Raw genomic sequence first — 18,084 nt, forward strand, 5'->3', positions numbered from 1 at the left:
AGTGGACTTTGAGTCAATAAAAAGCCCGCCCGATCTGTGATCGGGCGGGCTTTTGGGTGCCGCTTGGACTTACTTCTTCAAACCGTAGTGCTCATCGAGCATGCCGGGAGAATTCGGGGCCTTGGGGGCGTAGTCCCGGGGCGGTTCCTGGTCCCTTGGCGGGGTCAGGCGTTCCCGGGTGGCCTGCGCCGAGTCGGCTTGCAGTGCGGCCAACAGGCGTTGGCGAGTCTGCTCGTCCAGGGCCAGGCGGTTGGCGCCCTCGGACAAATGTTCCTGAACGTCCTGGTAGCTCTGGGTGAGTTTCTTCACCAGGGCTGCGGTGCTGTTGAAGTGGGTGACCACTTCATTCTGATAGCTGTCGAAACGTTCCTGAATGTCGTCCAGCTGACGTTGCGTGCTGTTAGGCACTGCGTTGGGCAGCAGTCGGGCAATCAGGAAACCAATGGCGACACCGGCAACCAGGGCAAGGGTCGGCAACAACCAAACTAAGAGCGAGTGTTCCACGAGTCCTTCCTCTATAAACGGCTTTGCTTTACGTTAACGGCTCGGACCTGCGCTGTATACCGCGAAGAACATCGCAATCATGCCAGGCACAGACTTTTAGCTAGACGAGTCGACCCTATTCGGGGTCACGGAGTTCTTTCCCTTGCTTATGCGCGAAACCCCTGTAGTCATCGACGGCCCGGTGGGCCAACTGCAAGCCTTGTACCTGGACAGCGAGGCCCCCCGTGGCCTGGCACTGATCTGCCACCCCAACCCGGTGCAGGGTGGGACCATGCTCAACAAAGTGGTCTCGACCCTTCAGCGCACCGCCCGTGATGCCGGGCTGGTTACGTTGCGTTTCAATTATCGTGGTGTCGGCACCAGTGCCGGCAGCCATGACATGGGCACCGGCGAAGTGGACGATGCCCAGGCCGCGGCCGCATGGCTGCGTGAAAAGTACCCGCAATTGCCCCTGACCCTCTTTGGTTTTTCCTTCGGCGGATTCGTGGCCGCGACCCTGGGTGGTCGGCTGGAGGCCCAGGGGCAGTCGCTCAAGCACCTGTTCATGGTGGCCCCGGCGGTGATGCGCCTGGACGAACAAGCGCCCTTGCCGACGGGGGGCGAATTGACCGTGATCCAGCCGGAAACCGACGAAGTGATCGACCCGCAACTGGTTTACCAATGGTCCGACACGCTCCAGCGCCCCCATGAGCTGCTGAAAGTGGCAGAATGCGGACACTTTTTCCATGGCAAGCTCACCGATCTCAAGGATCTGATCCTGCCGCGCCTCTCGAATTGACAGCAGTCTGACAAGCGATAACCCATGACGACTCGTACCCGCATCCTGACCGGCATCACCACCACCGGCACTCCGCACCTGGGCAACTATGCCGGCGCCATCCGCCCGGCGATCCTCGCCAGCCGCGACAGCAACGCCGACTCGTTCTATTTCCTGGCCGACTACCATGCCCTGATCAAGTGCGATGACCCGCTGCGCATCCAGCGTTCGCGCCTGGAAATTGCCGCGACCTGGCTGGCCGGTGGCCTGGATGTGGATCGCGTGACCTTTTATCGCCAGTCCGACATCCCCGAGATCCCGGAACTGACCTGGCTGTTGACCTGCGTCGCCGCCAAGGGCCTGCTCAACCGTGCCCACGCCTACAAGGCCTCGGTGGACAAGAACGTCGAGACCGGCGAAGACCCGGACGCCGGCATCACCATGGGCCTGTACAGCTACCCGGTGCTGATGGCCGCCGACATCCTGATGTTCAACGCCCACAAGGTGCCGGTCGGTCGCGACCAGATCCAGCACGTGGAAATGGCCCGCGACATCGGCCAGCGCTTCAACCACCTGTTCGGCCAGGGCAAGGAGTTCTTCACCATGCCCGAGGCGCTGATCGAGGAAAGCGTCGCCACCTTGCCGGGCCTCGATGGCCGCAAGATGTCCAAGAGCTACGACAACACCATCCCGTTGTTCAGCAGCGCCAAGGACATGAAGGACGCGATTTCGCGGATCGTCACCGACTCCCGCGCACCGGGCGAAGCCAAGGACCCGGACAACTCGCACCTGTTCACCCTGTTCCAGGCCTTCGCCACTGCTGAACAGTCCGCCGAGTTCCGCAGCGAACTGCTGCAAGGCCTGGGCTGGGGCGAAGCCAAGAGCCGTCTGTTCCAGTTGCTCGACAACCAATTGGGCGAGTCCCGCGAGCGTTATCACCAGTTGATCGAACGCCCGGCCGACCTGGAAGACATCCTGCAACACGGCGCGAAAAAGGCCCGTGCGGTGGCGACGCCGTTCCTCAACGAACTGCGCGAAGCGGTGGGCTTGCGCTCCTTCGTGGCCCAGACGCAAGTGGCCGCGACCACCAAGAAGAAAGCGGCGAAGACCGCGCGTTTTGTCAGCTTCCGCGAAGACGATGGCAGCTTCCGCTTCCGGCTGTTGTCGGCTGACGGTGAGCAACTGTTGCTGTCTCGTCACTTTGCCGATGGCAAGGCGGCCGGCCAGGTCACCAAGCAACTGCAATCCGGCCAGCCATTGGATGTGCGCAGCAACGAGTCGGGTTTCAGTGTCTGGTTGGGCGACGAATGCGTGGCGGACAGCCCTGCATTCGCCAACGGCGACGCCAGGGAGGCTGCCATCGACGCATTGCGTGTTGCCCTCACGCCTGCCCAGGACTGATCCAACCTGTATTTCCAATCATCGGCCCGAATAAAGGCCGATTGCCATTCCCCAGGGCCGTCGCTACAGTGACGGCCCGTTTTTGTTGCCTTGCTAACGAATATGACGCCCCTAGAACGATATCAAGCTGATCTGAAACGCCCGGAATTCTTCCACGACGCAGCCCAGGAAACGGCGGTGCGACATTTGCAGCGCCTGTACGACGACCTGATTGCCGCGTCGAACAACAAGCCGGGCCTGTTGGGCAAACTGTTCGGCAAAAAAGACCAGGGGCCCGTCAAAGGCCTGTATTTCTGGGGTGGCGTAGGCCGTGGCAAGACCTACCTGGTGGACACGTTCTTCGAAGCGTTGCCCTTCAAGGAAAAGACGCGGACGCACTTCCACCGCTTCATGAAGCGCGTGCACGAGGAAATGAAGACCCTGGGCGGCGAGAAGAACCCGCTGACCATCATCGCCAAGCGTTTTGCCAGCGAAACGCGGGTAATCTGCTTCGATGAATTCTTCGTCTCCGACATCACCGACGCTATGATCCTCGGCACGTTGATGGAAGAGCTGTTCAAGAACGGCGTGACCCTGGTCGCCACCTCGAACATCGTGCCGGACGGCTTGTACAAGGACGGCTTGCAACGGGCGCGCTTCCTGCCGGCCATTGCGCTGATCAAGGAGCACACCGAGATCGTCAACGTCGACAGCGGCGTCGACTATCGTCTGCGCCATCTCGAACAAGCGGAACTGTTCCACTTTCCCCTGGATGCCGCCGCCGAAGAAAGCCTGCGCAAGAGCTTCCGCGCCCTGACACCGGAATGCACCCAGGCCGTCGATAACGATGTGCTGATCATCGAAAACCGCGAGATCCGCGCCATCCGTACCTGTGACGACGTGGCCTGGTTCGACTTCCGCGACCTGTGCGACGGCCCGCGCAGCCAGAACGACTACATCGAACTGGGTAAGATTTTCCACGCCGTGTTGCTCAGCAACGTGGAGCAGATGAGCGTCGCCACCGACGACATCGCCCGCCGCTTCATCAACATGGTCGACGAGTTCTACGACCGCAACGTGAAGCTGATCATCTCGGCCGAAGTCGAACTCAAGGACCTCTACACCGGCGGTCGCCTGACGTTCGAATTCCAGCGGACCTTGAGTCGTCTGCTGGAAATGCAATCCCACGAATTCCTGGCGCGGGCGCATAAGCCCTAGGGTGATTTGGCAAAACGAAAAAGGCCTGCGATTGCAGGCCTTTTTTGTATCAGGCTGATCGATGGCGCTTAATCATCCTATGCTAGTACTGAAACCAGACGTCCTCTTTAAGATGACGAGCCAAATCACCCTGGCGCTGGCATCCAATGAGCAGCCACAAGAGAATTCTGGCTTTGCGTGGGCAGGTGAAGCCAGCCATCGACGCACCTCGGTGAATCAAATCCATCTCGCCACCCATGAAGCCATAGGTTGAATTTGCCGTAGAACCGGAGTCGCAACGCGTTGCAATGATTACCGGAATCTTTTGGGCAATTGCATCAATCGCCTCAGCCCAGGTGGCACAAAGGTGTCCTGCACCGAAGGCTGAGATGACCAGCCCGTCGTAGCCCAGCGTGAGAATGTTGTCCAGCAGCAGCGTATCGGCAGACAGTGACGCTTGCAGCAGGGCTACGGTCTGTGTCGTTTGCTGCGGTATGGGCAGAACGTTACGTGGCTGTGGGGGGCGTCGATAGTGAACGCTACCCTCCACCAGCAAACCGACCGGACCCACGATTGGCGAAGTAAACGCCTGCAATGCCATCGAGTCGGTCTTGCGAACAGCGTGCGCTGGATGAATCTGGCCGTTCATCACGACTTGAACGCCACGTCGACGGCTGTTCTTGGCCAAGCCGACCCGGCAAGCGTCCAACAGGTTCGCCGGTCCGTCGGCCCCGGCTTGGGTTGCTGAACGCATCGCGCCGGTCAGCACCAACGGTTCGTCGTGGTTCCACAGAAGGTCAAGAAACGTGGCGGTTTCCTCCAATGTGTCTGTGCCTTGAGTGATCACTACGCCGACGGCACCTTGATCGATTTGTCGATTCGCCCACCACAGAACGCTCAATAGAAACTCGAAGGTCAGTGAGGCGCTGGGCAGCATCCCGAGGGTTTCAGCGGTGACATGGGCCAGCGTCTTCAATTCGGGTACTGAAGCCAGCAGGCAGTCACCACTGATGGTCGGGACTATTCCTTCTCCTCTGACCTGAGACTGCATGCTCACGGTGCCGCCGAGGGACGCGATGGCCAGTTTGGGCAAGTGCATGGGATACCTCTTTTATAGGTGTGCAAGCGGCTGTACCCGCCCAAGGGCGCGGTACAGCCGTCAGGAGATGTGATCAGTCGGCGATCAGAAGTCCAATGGATGGAATGATGAGCAAGGTGCTGATGGCCATGGACAGCACATTCGCGATGAAAGCATGCATGTCCTTCGGTAAGCGCCTGGCAATGGCGCAGGCCAGCGGTGGCGCTATCAATGCGCCCAGCAGGGCGCTTGACGTGATTACTTGCCAGCTGCCGCCATACGTCAAAACCGCCGCCGGGACCACGGACACCAACGGAATGTAGGTGGGATACCATCCGTGCAGCATCCACTGCCGACGCCAGATCATCACACCCAGCGCCGAGGTCAACGCTTGTGCGCCGATCAGTTGGGGCAATAGGCCTGAGCCGTACGCCGGGCTCAGCGGGTTCAAGGCATAAGCCAGCAAGGCGCCTGCTATCAGGCCGAGACTGGCCCATTCATTGCCGAAGAATGGTGCCTCCGAAAAGTCCGCCAAGACCCGCCGCATGCTCCAGACGACGCCATAGTCGGGGGCCTTGGCGGCGGGTGTCGGTGGCGGTTCGGATGGTTTCGCATCGGCTTGGGACTTCATGAGGTACGGCAGATGGCGACAGAGCAGAAACGCTATGACGCTGGCCAACGCCATTCCCGAAACGTTGCCTATCACGACTGGCAATCCAAGTGGATTGCAGACGTAGTTGACGAACAATAAACACATCGGGGTAACGAGCAGGGCGCCCATGATCGCGCCATTGATCGTGACCTTCCATCCCCCACCAAACATCAGCACCATCGCCGCCGGCAATGAAACAAAGGCTGCAAATGTGGGCTGCCAGGACGTGGCTGTCACTGTCCACCCCCACATCAGGTTGCTCAGCAGGAGCCCTAGCAACGAACTGGTGATGAGCCATGGCCATAGACCACTGCCGTAGCAGATGGAGAAGCCTTGCCACGCTTTTCCCGTCCGGTTGGCCCGGTAGGCCAGATAAGCGCCGGCTAACAGTCCAAGGGAGGCGAACTCATGCTTGTAGAATGCAACCTCGCTGATGTCTCCCAGTACCCAGCGCAGCCAGGCACTGGGTTCTGGCAGGTTCGCCATCATGTGGCTGTAGTCCGGCCAGTGGGCAGGCCAGGAAGAGCGGTTAATGAATGAAAGCCAGGTCACCAGCAATATCGCGCCGAGCATCAGCACAATGATGGCGATGTCCAGCGGCGATCTGGCGGTATGCAGGCGTTGTTGGCGCTTCTCGCTTGTGGTTTCCATTGGATAGCTCCCTTATCAACGTGGCAGACAAGGGTGCTGGGTGTAACCGAGCATCTGATCGTAAAGATCGGTTCGGCGATCGCGGTGCAGGTCGTTCAGGTTGTTCCAGATGACAGCGCTACGGGAACTGGTCAGGTCTATATCGGCAAAAAGAACTTCTTGTCGATCTGCGGATGCCACGGTGCCGATCGGCCAGCCGTTGGTGTCCGCGATCAATGAGCAACCCAGGTAGCGGGCGCCACGCTCTTCTCCAATCCGGCTTGCCGCAGCGATGAATACGTTGTTTACATGCGCCGCCGTCATCGTCAGGTAGGACGCCATGCATTTGCCTGCGTCATCGAACAGCGGCGCCGGCGTCCAAACCCAATTGTTCAGGCTGCAGATAATGTCCGCGCCTTGTTGGCTGAGAATCCGCGGCACCTCCGGAAACCAGATGTCCCAGCAGATCAACAGACCTATGCGGCCTATCGGGGTTTCAAACACCGGAAACCCCAGGTCCCCCGGGGTAAACCAGAGTTTTTCCAGGTTCCACAGATGGGCTTTTCGGTACTTACCGATAAAACCATCGGGCCCCACCAGGACGCCTGTGTTGAAAAGCCGTACACCCTCACGCTCGGTCAAGCCGGCCACCAGGTACACCTTGTGCTGGCGGGCAAAGTCCATCCAGGCCTGCACACTTTGCCCGTCGGGGATTGACTCCGAGTGCTCGAATGCATCTTGGCGGTTGCTGAAGAAGTAGCCGGTATTGGATAGCTCGGGCAAAACGATGAGGTTCGCCCCACCGCTCACCGCCTCAAAGGCCAGCGCGAGGCTGTGCTGCAAATTTTTCTCACGATTTTTTGTACCGACCTGAGGGTCGAATTGCACCACTGCGACACGAACAGGGCTGACTGGCTCGCTCATTTTTGAAACCTCTTTTTTATTGTTATTCACGCTGTTTAATGGCGTGTTCATAAGAGGCGAAGCGAGGGTGGGGCGTAAGTCAGCTGTTTCCGTTTAGGTTGTAGGCAGTCTCCCAAGATGGACGGATGAAGCGCTTGGCTCCAGGAGCATGAGGGCGGAGCCGATGCACTCAGTGCATCGCTCCCGGGACAGAAGAACGTCAGGTTCTGCTTTTGTAATGCGGATAGTCGTCCATGGAGAAACCACCATTGAAGGTCGCCGCGGTCCTGTGACAGATATGGATGGCCGCATCGATGGCGCCTCGAAAACAAGGCTCCGTCCAGCCAGCGTCCACTGAAAATGACTCCCCCGAAAAGTACAGGCCTGAGTGGTGTCCGAAGTCTCGGTTGTACTTCATCAAACCCAGGGAAGCGTCATGATGACTGAATCAAAGTCCTCAAAGCGTTGCTGGGTTTGCTCGGGTTGGCTGTGTTTCCAGCTGTAGTGGACACGAATCTTCTGGTTGGCCAGTTTCGTGAGTTTTGTTACGGATGAATCCATGAGCAAGCCATCGTTTCTTTCGCGGCAATGTTCGTAGAAAGACTTGTCGGTTTCATTGGTTTTCATGAATAGCAGGCACTCGCTCAATGCAGCGAGACCGATGTAGCGAGGACTGTCGAAAGTCAGCCCCGTCGAGTCAAAAACTGCTTCGCCACGCAGGTGCGGTGAAGCGAGTGGATCCCCATTGGCGTTTACCCGACCATGAATCAGTTGCAGGTGGCTACTGAAACCAAAGATGGCAGTACGCAGGGGGTAGAGGGAGCATACGTCGTAAAAAGCGCCCCAACTGCCGTCGCCTATGCCAATTGCATAGAAGATTGCAGACTCCTCCTGGGACATTCCCATTCCACCAAAGTCTCCTGGTGAGCGTTCATTCCAGGTGGGTAGCACGGGCATGCTCACCAGATCTCGGAATGAAACGCTCTCGTACTTTGCAACAATCGCGGCCCACATGGTTTCCCATTCCTGGGTGGCGTAAACCGCTGCGATGTGCCGAGTCATACGGTCAGCAAAGGCTTTCCATTTGGCGTAGACATTTTGCAGTTCTTTGCCTGGGGGTGGCGTTTGGCCGTCGTCATTTTTCCAGATCAGCATCTGCGGATTCGATCCGCCCCCAATGCTACCTTCGCGTAGGTAGATACCTGTCGAGTGCACCCACTGGCTACCTGGATTGGCAAAATCCGAAGTTGATAGGTCAAACGCATGGGCGTAATAAGCCATCAGTGAGCGTCCGTCTGTCGGTGACTCGCCCGTCCGATTGAAGAAGGGCATACGCATGGCGCCCATCTCAAAAGGTGTATGGCTTGCAGTAGAGTGCTTGCTTCCGGGCGCGGTCAGATGCCTGCCGCCTATACGCTTGGATTGTTCTATCAAAGTGATATGGGCGAATCCGCATCGATAAAGTTCTCTGGCGGCCGTTAGCCCGGTGATGCCGGCACCAATGATGCAAATTCTATGTTGTGGGGTCGTGGCCTTGGCGAGGCCGTTCTCCTGCTCGACCAACGCGCGGTAGTCAAAGCACAGATCGGGTGGGTTGGGAAAACGAGCGGCCCACCTGTTTTTCACTGAGCGCTTGCTTCGATCAACCTCCTTGGAAGCGGAGGCGGGGTAGTTATAGCTTGATCCGATGGTCATCGTTGCTCTTCCCTGATGGCGTTTTTTTTCAGGGAGTGATGTTGCGTTGCCCATTCGTGAGTGTCTGTGAGCGAAATCCAGCGCTCAGGCACTCTTCATTCCGCTTTATGTGTAGGAATGTGCAGAGGGGGCTTCTCTGCACATGCACATGGACTGCATTCAACTCTGACTCACGCCGCCTGCTGAAACTGCTGCCGATACTGGTTCGGCGACAGTTCGGTGTGTTGCCGGAACAGGCGAGCGAAAAAGCTCGCGTCGTCGTAGCCGACTTCGTAGCTGATGGTCTTGATGCTCTTGCGGCTGCCGGAGAGCAGGCCCTTGGCGGTTTCTATCCGCAGGCGTTGCAGGTAATGCAGCGGTTTGTCGCCGGTGGCGGTCTGGAAACGGCGCATGAAGTTGCGGATGCTCATGCCGTGTTCGCGGGCGACGTCTTCGAAGCGGAATTTGTCGGCGAAGTGTTCTTCGAGCCAGTGCTGGATCTGCAGGATGATCACATCCTGATGCAGTTTCTGCCCGCCGAAACCGATTCTGCCCGGTGAATAGTTGCGCTGGACTTCATACAGGATGTCCCGCGCCACGCCCTGGGCGACGTTGGCGCCGCAGAAGCGTTCGATCACATAGATGTAGAGGTCGCAGACCGAAGTGGTGCCGCCGGCGCAGAAGAGGTTATCGGCGTCGGTCAGGTGTTTGTCCTGGTTCAGGTGCACTTGGGGGAAGCGCTCCTTGAAGGCGTTGAAGAAACGCCAGTAGGTGGTGGCCTCCTTGCCGTCCAGCAGGCCGGCTTCGGCGAGCCAGAACACCCCGGTGGCTTCGCCGCAGAGCACCGCGCCGCGGGCGTGTTGTGCCCGCAGCCAGGGCAGGATCTGGGGGTAGCGCTGGCAGAGCGTGGCGAAATCATCCCAGAACGCCGGCAGGATGATCACATCGGTGTCTTCCAGGCCACCGTCCACAGGCATGATCACATCGCTGAAGCTGTTCACCGGTTTGCCATCGGGGCTGACGAGCCGGGTTTCAAATGCCGGGGTCAGGCCGTGGCCCAGTTGCTTGCCATAGCGCAGGCTGGCCAGGTGGAAGAAGTCCTTGGCTTGCATGAGGGTAAAAGCGAACACCCGGTCGATTGCCAGGATGCTGACGCGCCGCAAGGGCGTGGAGACGTGCTTGGACATAATTCATCTTTATTTTTATAGGGGAAAGTGGTCATCAGGCGGCTGGATCGTCTTATTTTTTGTCGGATGTGTCCAGTGTCCTGTCGTGCATCGCAGGCTTAGGCTCTGTGGGGTGACCACACTCAACCCTGACCAAAGGTGCGCCATGATCCCAAGAACCCTGTTCAGTCCCGAGCACGAGTTGTTCCGTGACAGCGTGCGAGCCTTCCTCGAAAAGGAAGCCGTGCCGTACCACAGCCAGTGGGAAAAACAGGGGCACGTCGATCGTCAGCTCTGGCGCAAAGCAGGGGAGGCGGGGATGTTGTGCTCGCACCTGCCCGAGGCTTACGGCGGACTCTCGGCGGATTTCCTCTACAGCACGGTGGTGATCGAGGAGATCGGCCGCCTGGGATTGACGGGCATTGGCTTCTCGCTGCACTCGGACATCGTCGCGCCGTACATCCTGCATTACGGCAGCGAGGCGCTGAAGCACAAATACCTGCCCAGACTGGTGTCAGGGGAAATGGTCACTGCCATCGCGATGACCGAGCCGGGCGCCGGTTCCGACCTGCAAGGGGTGAAGACCACGGCGGTGCTGGACGGCGAGGACTATGTCATCAATGGCTCGAAGACCTTCATCACCAATGGCTATCTCGCCGACCTGGTGATCGTGGTCGCCAAGACCGATCCGAAGGCCGGCGCCAAGGGCACCAGCCTGTTCCTGGTGGAGGCGGGCACGCCTGGCTTCGAAAAAGGCAAGCGCCTGGAAAAGGTCGGCATGAAGGCTCAGGACACGTCTGAGCTGTTCTTCCAGGATGTCCGCGTACCGAAGGAAAACCTGCTCGGGCAGGCGGGGATGGGCTTCGCCTATTTGATGCAGGAGTTGCCGCAGGAGCGCCTGACCGTCGCGATCGGCGGCCTCGCCTCGGCCGAAGCGGCGCTGCATTGGACCTTGAACTACACGCGCGATCGCAAGGCGTTCGGCAAGTCCATCGCCGACTTCCAGAACACCCGGTTCAAACTGGCGGAAATGGCCACTGAGATCCAGATCGGTCGGGTGTTCGTCGACCGCTGCCTGGAACTTCACCTGCAAGGCAAGCTCGACGTGCCGACGGCGGCGATGGCCAAGTACTGGGGCACTGACCTGCAATGCAAGGTGCTCGATGAGTGTGTGCAGTTGCACGGTGGCTACGGCTTCATGTGGGAATACCCGATCGCCCGGGCGTGGGCCGATGCGCGAGTGCAGCGCATCTATGCTGGGACCAATGAGATCATGAAGGAGATCATTGCGCGGTCGCTTTGATGCCGTGGCGGTTTGTTAGACCGCTATCGCGAGCAGGCTCGCTCCCACAGGGATATGTGAACGCCACAAATCCAGTGTGGGAGCGAGCCTGCTCGCGATTGGGTCAGTCAAGGCGCCGGGTTCGGATGATCCTTGTGGATCGCCTCGATCCCCGCCAGCACCTCATCCGACAATTTGAGGTCGAGGCTGGCGATGTTGCTGTCCAGTTGCTCCAGGGTGGTGGCGCCGATGATGTTGCTGGTCACGAACGGCTGCTGGGTGACGAACGCCAGGGCCATCTGCGCCGGGTCCAGGCCATGTTCGCGGGCCAGTGCGACATAACGGCTGCACGCGGCTTCCGATTGCGGGTTGAAGTAGCGCATGAAGCGGCTGTACAGCGTCAAGCGGCCCTTGGCCGGCCGCGCACCGCCTTCGTATTTACCCGACAGGAAGCCGAACGCCAGGGGAGAGTAGGCCAGCAGGCCGCATTGTTCGCGAATGGCGATCTCCGACAGGCCGATTTCAAAGCTGCGGTTGAGCAGGTTGTACGGGTTCTGGATCGACACCGCCCGCGGCCAGCCACGGGCTTCGGCCAGGGCCAGGAACTTCATGGTGCCCCACGGTGTTTCGTTGGAGAGGCCGATGTGGCGGATCTTGCCGGCCCGGACCTGTTCGTCGAGAGCTTCGAGGGTTTCCTCCAGCGGGGTGAACGTTTCGTCGGCCTTGTGCTGGTAGCCCAGTTGGCCAAAGAAGTTGGTGCTGCGCTCCGGCCAATGCAGTTGGTAGAGGTCGATCCAGTCGGTCTGCAGGCGCTTGAGGCTGGCGTCCAGGGCTTCGACGATGTGGCGGCGGTTGTGCTTGAGGTGCTTGTCGCGGATGTAGTCGATGGTATTGCCGGGGCCGGCGATCTTGCTCGCCAGGATCCAGTCGGCACGGTCGCCGCGACTCTTGAAGTAGTTGCCGATGTAGCGCTCGGTGGTGGCGTAGGTCTGGGCTTTCGGCGGCACCGGGTACATCTCGGCGGTGTCGAGGAAATTGATGCCGGCACCCTTGGCGCGCTCGATCTGGGCAAAGGCCTCGGCCTCGCTGTTCTGCTCACCCCAGGTCATGGTTCCGAGACACAGGGCGCTCACGTTGAGATCGGTACGGCCTAGCGGGCGATAGTCCATTGGGAGGCTCCTTGGCAAAACAATCATAGAAGCAGGTTGAATTATTTTTCGCAATCTGCATAATTGCGCACCTCTTTCTGCAGTGGAAGTGATGCGCCGCCGCCGAAGAATCTTGCCGTTGAACGGACGCGCCGACCCGAGCCCCCGAAAGCGTCTGTATCCGGCTGCCTTTGACTTGTCAAAGTACGCACTATTCAGTAAGATCCGCCGTCTAATTTACAGGGCGGCCCCTGAGGCTATAAAGAATGAAAACTTTTACTGCTAAACCGGAAACAGTAAAGCGCGACTGGTTCGTCGTCGACGCTGCTGGTCAGACCCTGGGTCGTCTGGCCACCGAAATCGCGAGCCGTCTGCGTGGCAAGCACAAGCCTGAGTACACGCCTCACGTTGACACCGGTGACTACATCGTCGTCATCAACGCTGAGCAAGTACGTGTTACTGGCGCTAAAACCACTGACAAAATGTACTACTCCCACTCCGGTTTTCCTGGCGGCATCAAGTCGATCAACTTTGAAAAGCTGATCGCCAAAGCCCCTGAGCGCGTGATCGAGACCGCGGTTAAAGGCATGCTGCCTAAGAACCCGCTGGGTCGCGACATGTATCGTAAGCTGAAGGTTTATGCGGGCGCTGCTCACCCTCATACTGCTCAGCAGCCCCAAGAACTGAAGTTTTAACGGAATAGTTCATTATGTCGGCGACTCAAAATTACGGCACTGGCCGTCGCAAGACTGCAACCGCACGCGTTTTCCTGCGTCCGGGCACTGGCAACATCTCCATCAACAACCGTTCCCTGGATAACTTCTTCGGTCGCGAAACTGCCCGCATGGTAGTTCGTCAGCCGCTGGAGCTGACCGAGACCGTTGAAAAGTTCGACATCTACGTCACCGTTATCGGTGGTGGTGTAAGTGGTCAGGCTGGCGCAATCCGCCACGGCATCACTCGTGCCCTGATGGACTACGACGAGACCCTGCGTAGCGCCCTGCGCAAAGCTGGCTACGTCACTCGCGATGCTCGTGAAGTTGAACGTAAGAAAGTCGGTCTGCGTAAAGCGCGTAAGCGTCCGCAGTACTCGAAGCGTTAATTCGCTTCCGCTTTCAAAAAACGCCCAGTTCCTTACGGAGCCGGGCGTTTTTTTATGGGTGAAATAAATGCTCTGTGACAACTTGCCACATCGATAGAGGCCCTATACTACAAGGCTTGGCGGTTTGGCCGCTTGGTAATTACCTTGTCAGAATTGGGGCTTTTCATTACCATTCGGCAAAATTTTTATAAGTTCAGATTTTTACTTAGTAGACGCCTGATCTAACAGGCCACAAAGCTGATGGGAGAGGACTGAATGAGCAATGACGGCGTGAATGCAGGCCGGCGTCGCTTCCTGGTAGCAGCCACATCCGTGGTGGGTGCTGCAGGAGCGGTGGGGGCTGCGGTCCCGTTCGTGGGGTCATGGTTTCCCAGTGCCAAGGCGAAAGCTGCTGGTGCTCCGGTGAAAGTGAATGTCAGCAAGATCGAGCCAGGTCAGCAGATGATTGCTGAGTGGCGCGGCCAGCCGGTGTTCATCGTCCGCCGTACCGAGGAAATCCTGGGGAATCTGAAGAAGATCGAGGGTCAGCTGTCCGACCCTTCCTCCAAGAACTCGGTCCAACCGGAATACGTCAATCCTGAAACGCGTTCGATCAAGCCGGAAGTCCTGCTGTTGATCGGGATCTGTACGCACCTGGGTTGCTCGCCAACGTTCCGTCCTGAAGTGGCGCCTGCCGACTTGGGCAAGGACTGGGTCGGTGGTTATTTCTGCCCTTGCCACGGCTCCCACTACGACCTGGCGGGTCGCGTCTACAAGTCGCAACCTGCGCCTCTGAACCTGCCAGTTCCCCCGCATTCCTATGAGACCGACGACATCATTGTCATCGGCGTCGATACGGAGAAAGCGTGATGAGCAAATTCATGGATTGGGTTGATGCGCGCTTTCCCGCGACCAAAATGTGGGAAGACCATCTCAGTAAGTATTACGCTCCGAAGAACTTCAACTTCTTCTACTTCTTTGGCTCCCTGGCGCTGCTCGTTCTGGTCAACCAGATCGTTACCGGTGTCTGGCTGACCATGAGCTACACCCCGTCGGCGGAAGAAGCGTTTGCTTCCGTCGAATACATCATGCGCGACGTCGAGTACGGCTCGATCCTGCGCCTGCTGCACTCCACCGGCGCTTCGGCGTTCTTCATCGTGGTCTACCTGCACATGTTCCGTGGCCTGCTCTACGGTTCGTACCAGAAGCCACGTGAGCTGGTATGGGTCTTCGGCATGCTGATCTACCTGGCGCTGATGGCCGAGGCCTTCATGGGCTACCTGCTGCCTTGGGGCCAGATGTCCTACTGGGGTGCCCAGGTGATCATCTCGCTGTTCGGTGCGATCCCGGTCATCGGTAACGACCTGACCCAGTGGATCCGTGGTGACTACCTGATCTCGGGCATTACCCTGAACCGCTTCTTCGCCCTGCACGTGGTGGCCCTGCCGATCGTCATTCTCGGCCTGGTGGTGCTGCACATCCTGGCGCTGCACGAAGTCGGCTCGAACAACCCCGATGGCGTGGACATCAAGAAGCACAAGGACGAGAACGGCATACCGCTGGATGGCATCGCCTTCCACCCGTACTACACCGTGAAAGACATCGTCGGCGTGGTGGTCTTCCTGTTCATCTTCTGCTCGATCGTGTTCTTCTTCCCTGAAATGGGCGGCTACTTCCTCGAGAAGCCGAACTTCGAGCCGGCGAACGCCTTCAAGACACCTGCGCACATTGCGCCAGTCTGGTACTTCACACCGTTCTACGCGATCCTGCGGGCGGTTCCGGACAAGCTGCTGGGTGTCGTCGCCATGGGCGCCGCCATCGCCGTGCTGTTCGTGCTGCCGTGGCTGGACCGCAGTCCGGTCAAGTCGATGCGCTACAAAGGCTGGCTGAGCAAGATCTGGCTCGTGGTGTTCTGCATCGCGTTCATGATCCTGGGCGTGCTGGGTGTATTGGCACCAACACCGGAGCGTACGCTGCTGTCGCAAGTGTGCACCTTCCTGTATTTCGCTTACTTCATTCTGATGCCGTTCTACACCAGGCTCGAGAAGACCAAACCGGTTCCGGAAAGGGTGACTGGCTGATGAAAAAGTTATTTGCAGTTTTGATTCTGGCTGTGCTTCCTGCTGTGTCTTTTGCCAACACGCTCGAGCCTGAGCTTGAAAAGGTTGAAATTGACGTTGCTGACAAGGCCGCGATGCAAGATGGTGCGCGGACGTTTGCTAACTACTGCATGGGCTGCCATAGCGCGAAGTATCAACGCTATGAGCGTGTAGCCAACGATTTGGGTATCCCGCCGGATCTCATGCAGAGTCATTTGATATTCACCGGTGCAAAAATCGGCGACCACATGAATTCCGGCATGCAGCCGGCAGACGCCAAGACCTGGTTCGGCGCTGCGCCGCCCGACCTGACCCTGGTGGCGCGTGTGCGCGGTACCGACTGGCTCTACGGCTACCTGCGTTCGTTCTATGAAGACCCTGCGCGTCCATGGGGCGTGAACAACAAGGTCTTCCCGAACGTCGGCATGCCGAACGTCCTGGTCGGCCTGCAGGGGCGTCAGGTGGTAGGTTGCAAACAGATTCAAGTCGTCGAGCACGGCAAGAAGCAATACGACCCGCTGACCGGCACCGCCTTGACGCATGAGGCTTGCGATCAGCTGACCGTGTTGCCGAATTCCGGCAGCCTGACGCCAGAGCAGTTCGACGAGAAGGTCAAGAACCTGGTGACCTTCCTGGCCTACTCGGCCAACCCGGTGAAGCTGGAACACCAGCGCATCGGCACCTATGTATTGCTGTACCTGGCGTTCTTCTTCGTATTCGCTTATCTGCTCAAGCGTGAATACTGGAAAGACGTGCATTGATAAAGCTGTAAGCCGTTGCTGTTAATCGCGCGCGCCCAAGGGCGTCTCTGAAAGTGTAACGAGCCTGGTCGCCAGGTGTTACGGGAGACGCCCTCTGGGCGCGCTCGTTTTTCCGTTTTTCGATAATTTCAACAAGCGAGGAGGATCGCCATGGGCGTGACCAATCGGTTGGCCTGTTACTCCGACCCCGCCGACCACTATTCCCACCGGGTACGCATCGTACTGGCAGAGAAGGGTGTCAGCGCCGAGATCATTTATGTCGAAGCGGGGCGTCAGCCGCCGAAGCTGATCGAGGTAAACCCTTACGGCAGCCTGCCCACGCTGGTCGATCGTGACCTGGCATTGTGGGAGTCGACCGTGGTGATGGAATACCTGGATGAGCGTTACCCGCATCCGCCTTTGCTGCCGGTGTATCCTGTCGCACGCGCCAACAGTCGTCTGTTGATCCATCGCATCCAGCGTGACTGGTGCGGGTTGGTGGACCTGATCCTGGATCCTAAGACTAAGGAACCGGCCCGGGTCGTGGCGCGTAAAGAGCTGCGTGAGAGCCTGACGGGCGTATCGCCGCTGTTCATCGACAAGCCGTTCTTTCTCAGTGAGGAACAAAGTCTGGTGGATTGCTGCCTATTGCCCATACTCTGGCGTTTGCCGATCCTGGGTATCGAACTGCCACGGCCTGCCAAGCCGTTGCTTGATTATATGGAGCGCCAATTTGCGCGTGAGGCTTTCCAGGCGAGTCTGTCTGGTGTCGAACGCGACATGCGCTAAGGCTTAAGGAGCCGCTATGAACTCCAGTCGACCTTATCTGGTCCGCGCGCTCTACGAGTGGATTGTGGACAACGATTGCACCCCGCACATGCTGGTCAATGCCGAGTATCCATCGGTACAGGTGCCGCAGGGGTTTGCCAATGACGGACAGATTGTCCTGAACGTATCGCCGGTTGCCGTGCGTCATTTGCACATGGACAACGATGCGGTCAGTTTCGAAGGGCGCTTTGGTGGCGTGCCGCATACGTTGTATGTGCCTATTGCAGCGATCCTGGGGATTTATGCCCGGGAGAACGGCCAGGGCATGGTGTTCGAGCTTGAGACGCCGCTGGACGGTGAGGATGAGTTCGAGGCGGAGGATGAGTTGCCGCCTGATGACGAGCCGCCGCGTCCTAGTGGGCGGCCGAGTTTGAAAGTGGTGAAGTAAGGCGCTGCAGATCGGATGGAAACCAGGCAGTGTGCTGGCTGGTTAGAGGAAATGCCCGTGTCGTGAGATGCGGGCATTTTTTTTTGATGCTTGGGTGTGTATATCCGTTTCTTCGGTCACGGCGGCTGGCGGTTCCGCTCTTACAGCGGGTCACTTTTGGAAGAGCCGGGAGCCGGACCAGCCAAAAGTAACCAAAAACGCTTTGCGGGGTATGACTCACCCACATAGGTAACAAAAGAGTTCAAGCACATAGGTAACAGTTTTTAACTGGCATGGTCGATTTCATGAGGATCGGACCATGCCCTGGAAAGAGCTGAAACCTATGGACCTCAAAGTGATGTTCATCGCTGATTATCTGTCTGGAAAGCACAGCTTTAGCCGGCTGTGCCAGGACTATCAGATCAGCCGAAAGACGGGCTACAAATGGGTCGATCGCTATGAGTCGGAGGGCCCTAGTGGACTCGACGAGCCTGCTCGCGAAGGCATCATTCCAACCCCCCAAAAAACTAAATCTAAAACCGGCCCCCTGTGGCGAGGGAGCTTGCTCCCGCTGGCCTGCGAAGCAGGCCCCTGCATT

The 18,084-nt window shown here is 58.4% G+C and carries 19 protein-coding genes; 12 read left to right on the top strand and 7 right to left on the bottom strand.

From position 1 onward, the window contains the following. Positions 1-69: 69 nt before the first annotated feature. Positions 70-504, bottom strand: a complete 435-nt coding sequence (locus tag ACODSJ_RS16840) for a Z-ring associated ZapG family protein (protein WP_489102803.1) — start codon at positions 502-504, stop codon at positions 70-72. A 148-nt stretch (positions 505-652) separates the two neighbouring features. On the opposite strand from ACODSJ_RS16840, the gene ACODSJ_RS16845 reads away from it, so the two are divergent. The 3 genes from ACODSJ_RS16845 (at position 653) to zapE (ending at position 3,859) form a co-directional block, all read left to right on the top strand. Continuing rightward, entirely contained in the window at positions 653-1,282 is a 630-nt protein-coding gene (locus ACODSJ_RS16845) for an alpha/beta hydrolase (protein ID WP_489102816.1), read from the top strand. 24 nt (positions 1,283-1,306) lie between these two features. Beyond that, positions 1,307-2,662, top strand: a complete 1,356-nt coding sequence (locus ACODSJ_RS16850) for a tryptophan--tRNA ligase (RefSeq protein WP_489102804.1) — start codon at positions 1,307-1,309, stop codon at positions 2,660-2,662. Positions 2,663-2,764: 102 nt separating this feature from the next. Beyond that, the gene (zapE, locus tag ACODSJ_RS16855) at positions 2,765-3,859 is read left to right on the top strand and encodes a cell division protein ZapE (protein ID WP_489102805.1); all 1,095 of its coding nucleotides are present in this window, start codon (positions 2,765-2,767) and stop codon (positions 3,857-3,859) included. An 82-nt stretch (positions 3,860-3,941) separates the two neighbouring features. On the opposite strand, the gene ACODSJ_RS16860 is transcribed toward zapE, so the two are convergent. From ACODSJ_RS16860 to ACODSJ_RS16880, 5 genes are all read right to left on the bottom strand, one after another. Continuing rightward, positions 3,942-4,937 (bottom strand): asparaginase, encoded by a 996-nt coding sequence (locus tag ACODSJ_RS16860; RefSeq protein WP_489102806.1) that lies wholly within the window; start codon positions 4,935-4,937, stop codon positions 3,942-3,944. 73 nt (positions 4,938-5,010) lie between these two features. After that, a complete protein-coding gene (locus ACODSJ_RS16865; protein ID WP_489102807.1) occupies positions 5,011-6,219 on the bottom strand; it encodes a hypothetical protein in 1,209 nt (402 codons plus the stop codon). A 15-nt stretch (positions 6,220-6,234) separates the two neighbouring features. Then, positions 6,235-7,122, bottom strand: a complete 888-nt coding sequence (locus ACODSJ_RS16870; RefSeq protein WP_489102817.1) for a nitrilase family protein — start codon at positions 7,120-7,122, stop codon at positions 6,235-6,237. A gap of 396 nt (positions 7,123-7,518) precedes the next feature. Beyond that, entirely contained in the window at positions 7,519-8,796 is a 1,278-nt protein-coding gene (locus tag ACODSJ_RS16875; RefSeq protein WP_489102808.1) for an FAD-dependent oxidoreductase, read from the bottom strand. A 170-nt stretch (positions 8,797-8,966) separates the two neighbouring features. Then, positions 8,967-9,863: a GlxA family transcriptional regulator gene (locus tag ACODSJ_RS16880; protein ID WP_260961669.1), complete on the bottom strand. Its 897-nt coding sequence runs from the start codon at positions 9,861-9,863 to the stop codon at positions 8,967-8,969. A 244-nt stretch (positions 9,864-10,107) separates the two neighbouring features. On the opposite strand from ACODSJ_RS16880, the gene ACODSJ_RS16885 reads away from it, so the two are divergent. Beyond that, a complete protein-coding gene (locus ACODSJ_RS16885; protein ID WP_489102809.1) occupies positions 10,108-11,244 on the top strand; it encodes an acyl-CoA dehydrogenase family protein in 1,137 nt (378 codons plus the stop codon). A gap of 107 nt (positions 11,245-11,351) precedes the next feature. Here ACODSJ_RS16885 and ACODSJ_RS16890 read toward each other — a convergent pair whose 3' ends face one another. Next, positions 11,352-12,392 (bottom strand): NADP(H)-dependent aldo-keto reductase, encoded by a 1,041-nt coding sequence (locus ACODSJ_RS16890; RefSeq protein ID WP_489102810.1) that lies wholly within the window; start codon positions 12,390-12,392, stop codon positions 11,352-11,354. A gap of 245 nt (positions 12,393-12,637) precedes the next feature. Here ACODSJ_RS16890 and rplM point away from each other — a divergent pair, with 245 nt between their 5' ends. The 8 genes from rplM to ACODSJ_RS16930 all read left to right on the top strand — a co-directional run. Then, the gene (gene rplM / locus ACODSJ_RS16895) at positions 12,638-13,066 is read left to right on the top strand and encodes a 50S ribosomal protein L13 (RefSeq protein WP_003205365.1); all 429 of its coding nucleotides are present in this window, start codon (positions 12,638-12,640) and stop codon (positions 13,064-13,066) included. Positions 13,067-13,080: 14 nt separating this feature from the next. Then, positions 13,081-13,473: a 30S ribosomal protein S9 gene (rpsI, locus tag ACODSJ_RS16900; RefSeq protein WP_205889778.1), complete on the top strand. Its 393-nt coding sequence runs from the start codon at positions 13,081-13,083 to the stop codon at positions 13,471-13,473. A gap of 255 nt (positions 13,474-13,728) precedes the next feature. Continuing rightward, complete coding sequence (gene petA, locus ACODSJ_RS16905) at positions 13,729-14,322, top strand: ubiquinol-cytochrome c reductase iron-sulfur subunit (protein WP_003205363.1); 594 nt, start codon at positions 13,729-13,731, stop codon at positions 14,320-14,322. Further along, positions 14,322-15,533 carry a cytochrome b gene (locus tag ACODSJ_RS16910; protein ID WP_489102811.1) on the top strand — a complete coding sequence of 404 codons (1,212 nt, stop codon included), beginning with the start codon at positions 14,322-14,324 and terminating at the stop codon, positions 15,531-15,533. The genes petA and ACODSJ_RS16910 overlap by 1 nt, the downstream gene beginning before the upstream one ends. Next, positions 15,533-16,312 carry a cytochrome c1 gene (locus ACODSJ_RS16915; protein WP_489102812.1) on the top strand — a complete coding sequence of 260 codons (780 nt, stop codon included), beginning with the start codon at positions 15,533-15,535 and terminating at the stop codon, positions 16,310-16,312. Before ACODSJ_RS16910 ends, ACODSJ_RS16915 begins: the two co-directional genes overlap by 1 nt. A gap of 150 nt (positions 16,313-16,462) precedes the next feature. Continuing rightward, complete coding sequence (locus tag ACODSJ_RS16920) at positions 16,463-17,080, top strand: glutathione S-transferase N-terminal domain-containing protein (protein ID WP_489102813.1); 618 nt, start codon at positions 16,463-16,465, stop codon at positions 17,078-17,080. A gap of 16 nt (positions 17,081-17,096) precedes the next feature. Then, on the top strand, positions 17,097-17,507 hold the full coding sequence (locus ACODSJ_RS16925) for a ClpXP protease specificity-enhancing factor (RefSeq protein ID WP_489102814.1): 411 nt from the start codon (positions 17,097-17,099) through the stop codon (positions 17,505-17,507). Positions 17,508-17,805: 298 nt separating this feature from the next. Continuing rightward, positions 17,806-18,084 (top strand): helix-turn-helix domain-containing protein (locus ACODSJ_RS16930; RefSeq protein WP_489102815.1); only part of this gene is annotated, 279 nt, incomplete at its 3' end.

Source organism: Pseudomonas sp. FG6 (assembly GCF_057809015.1).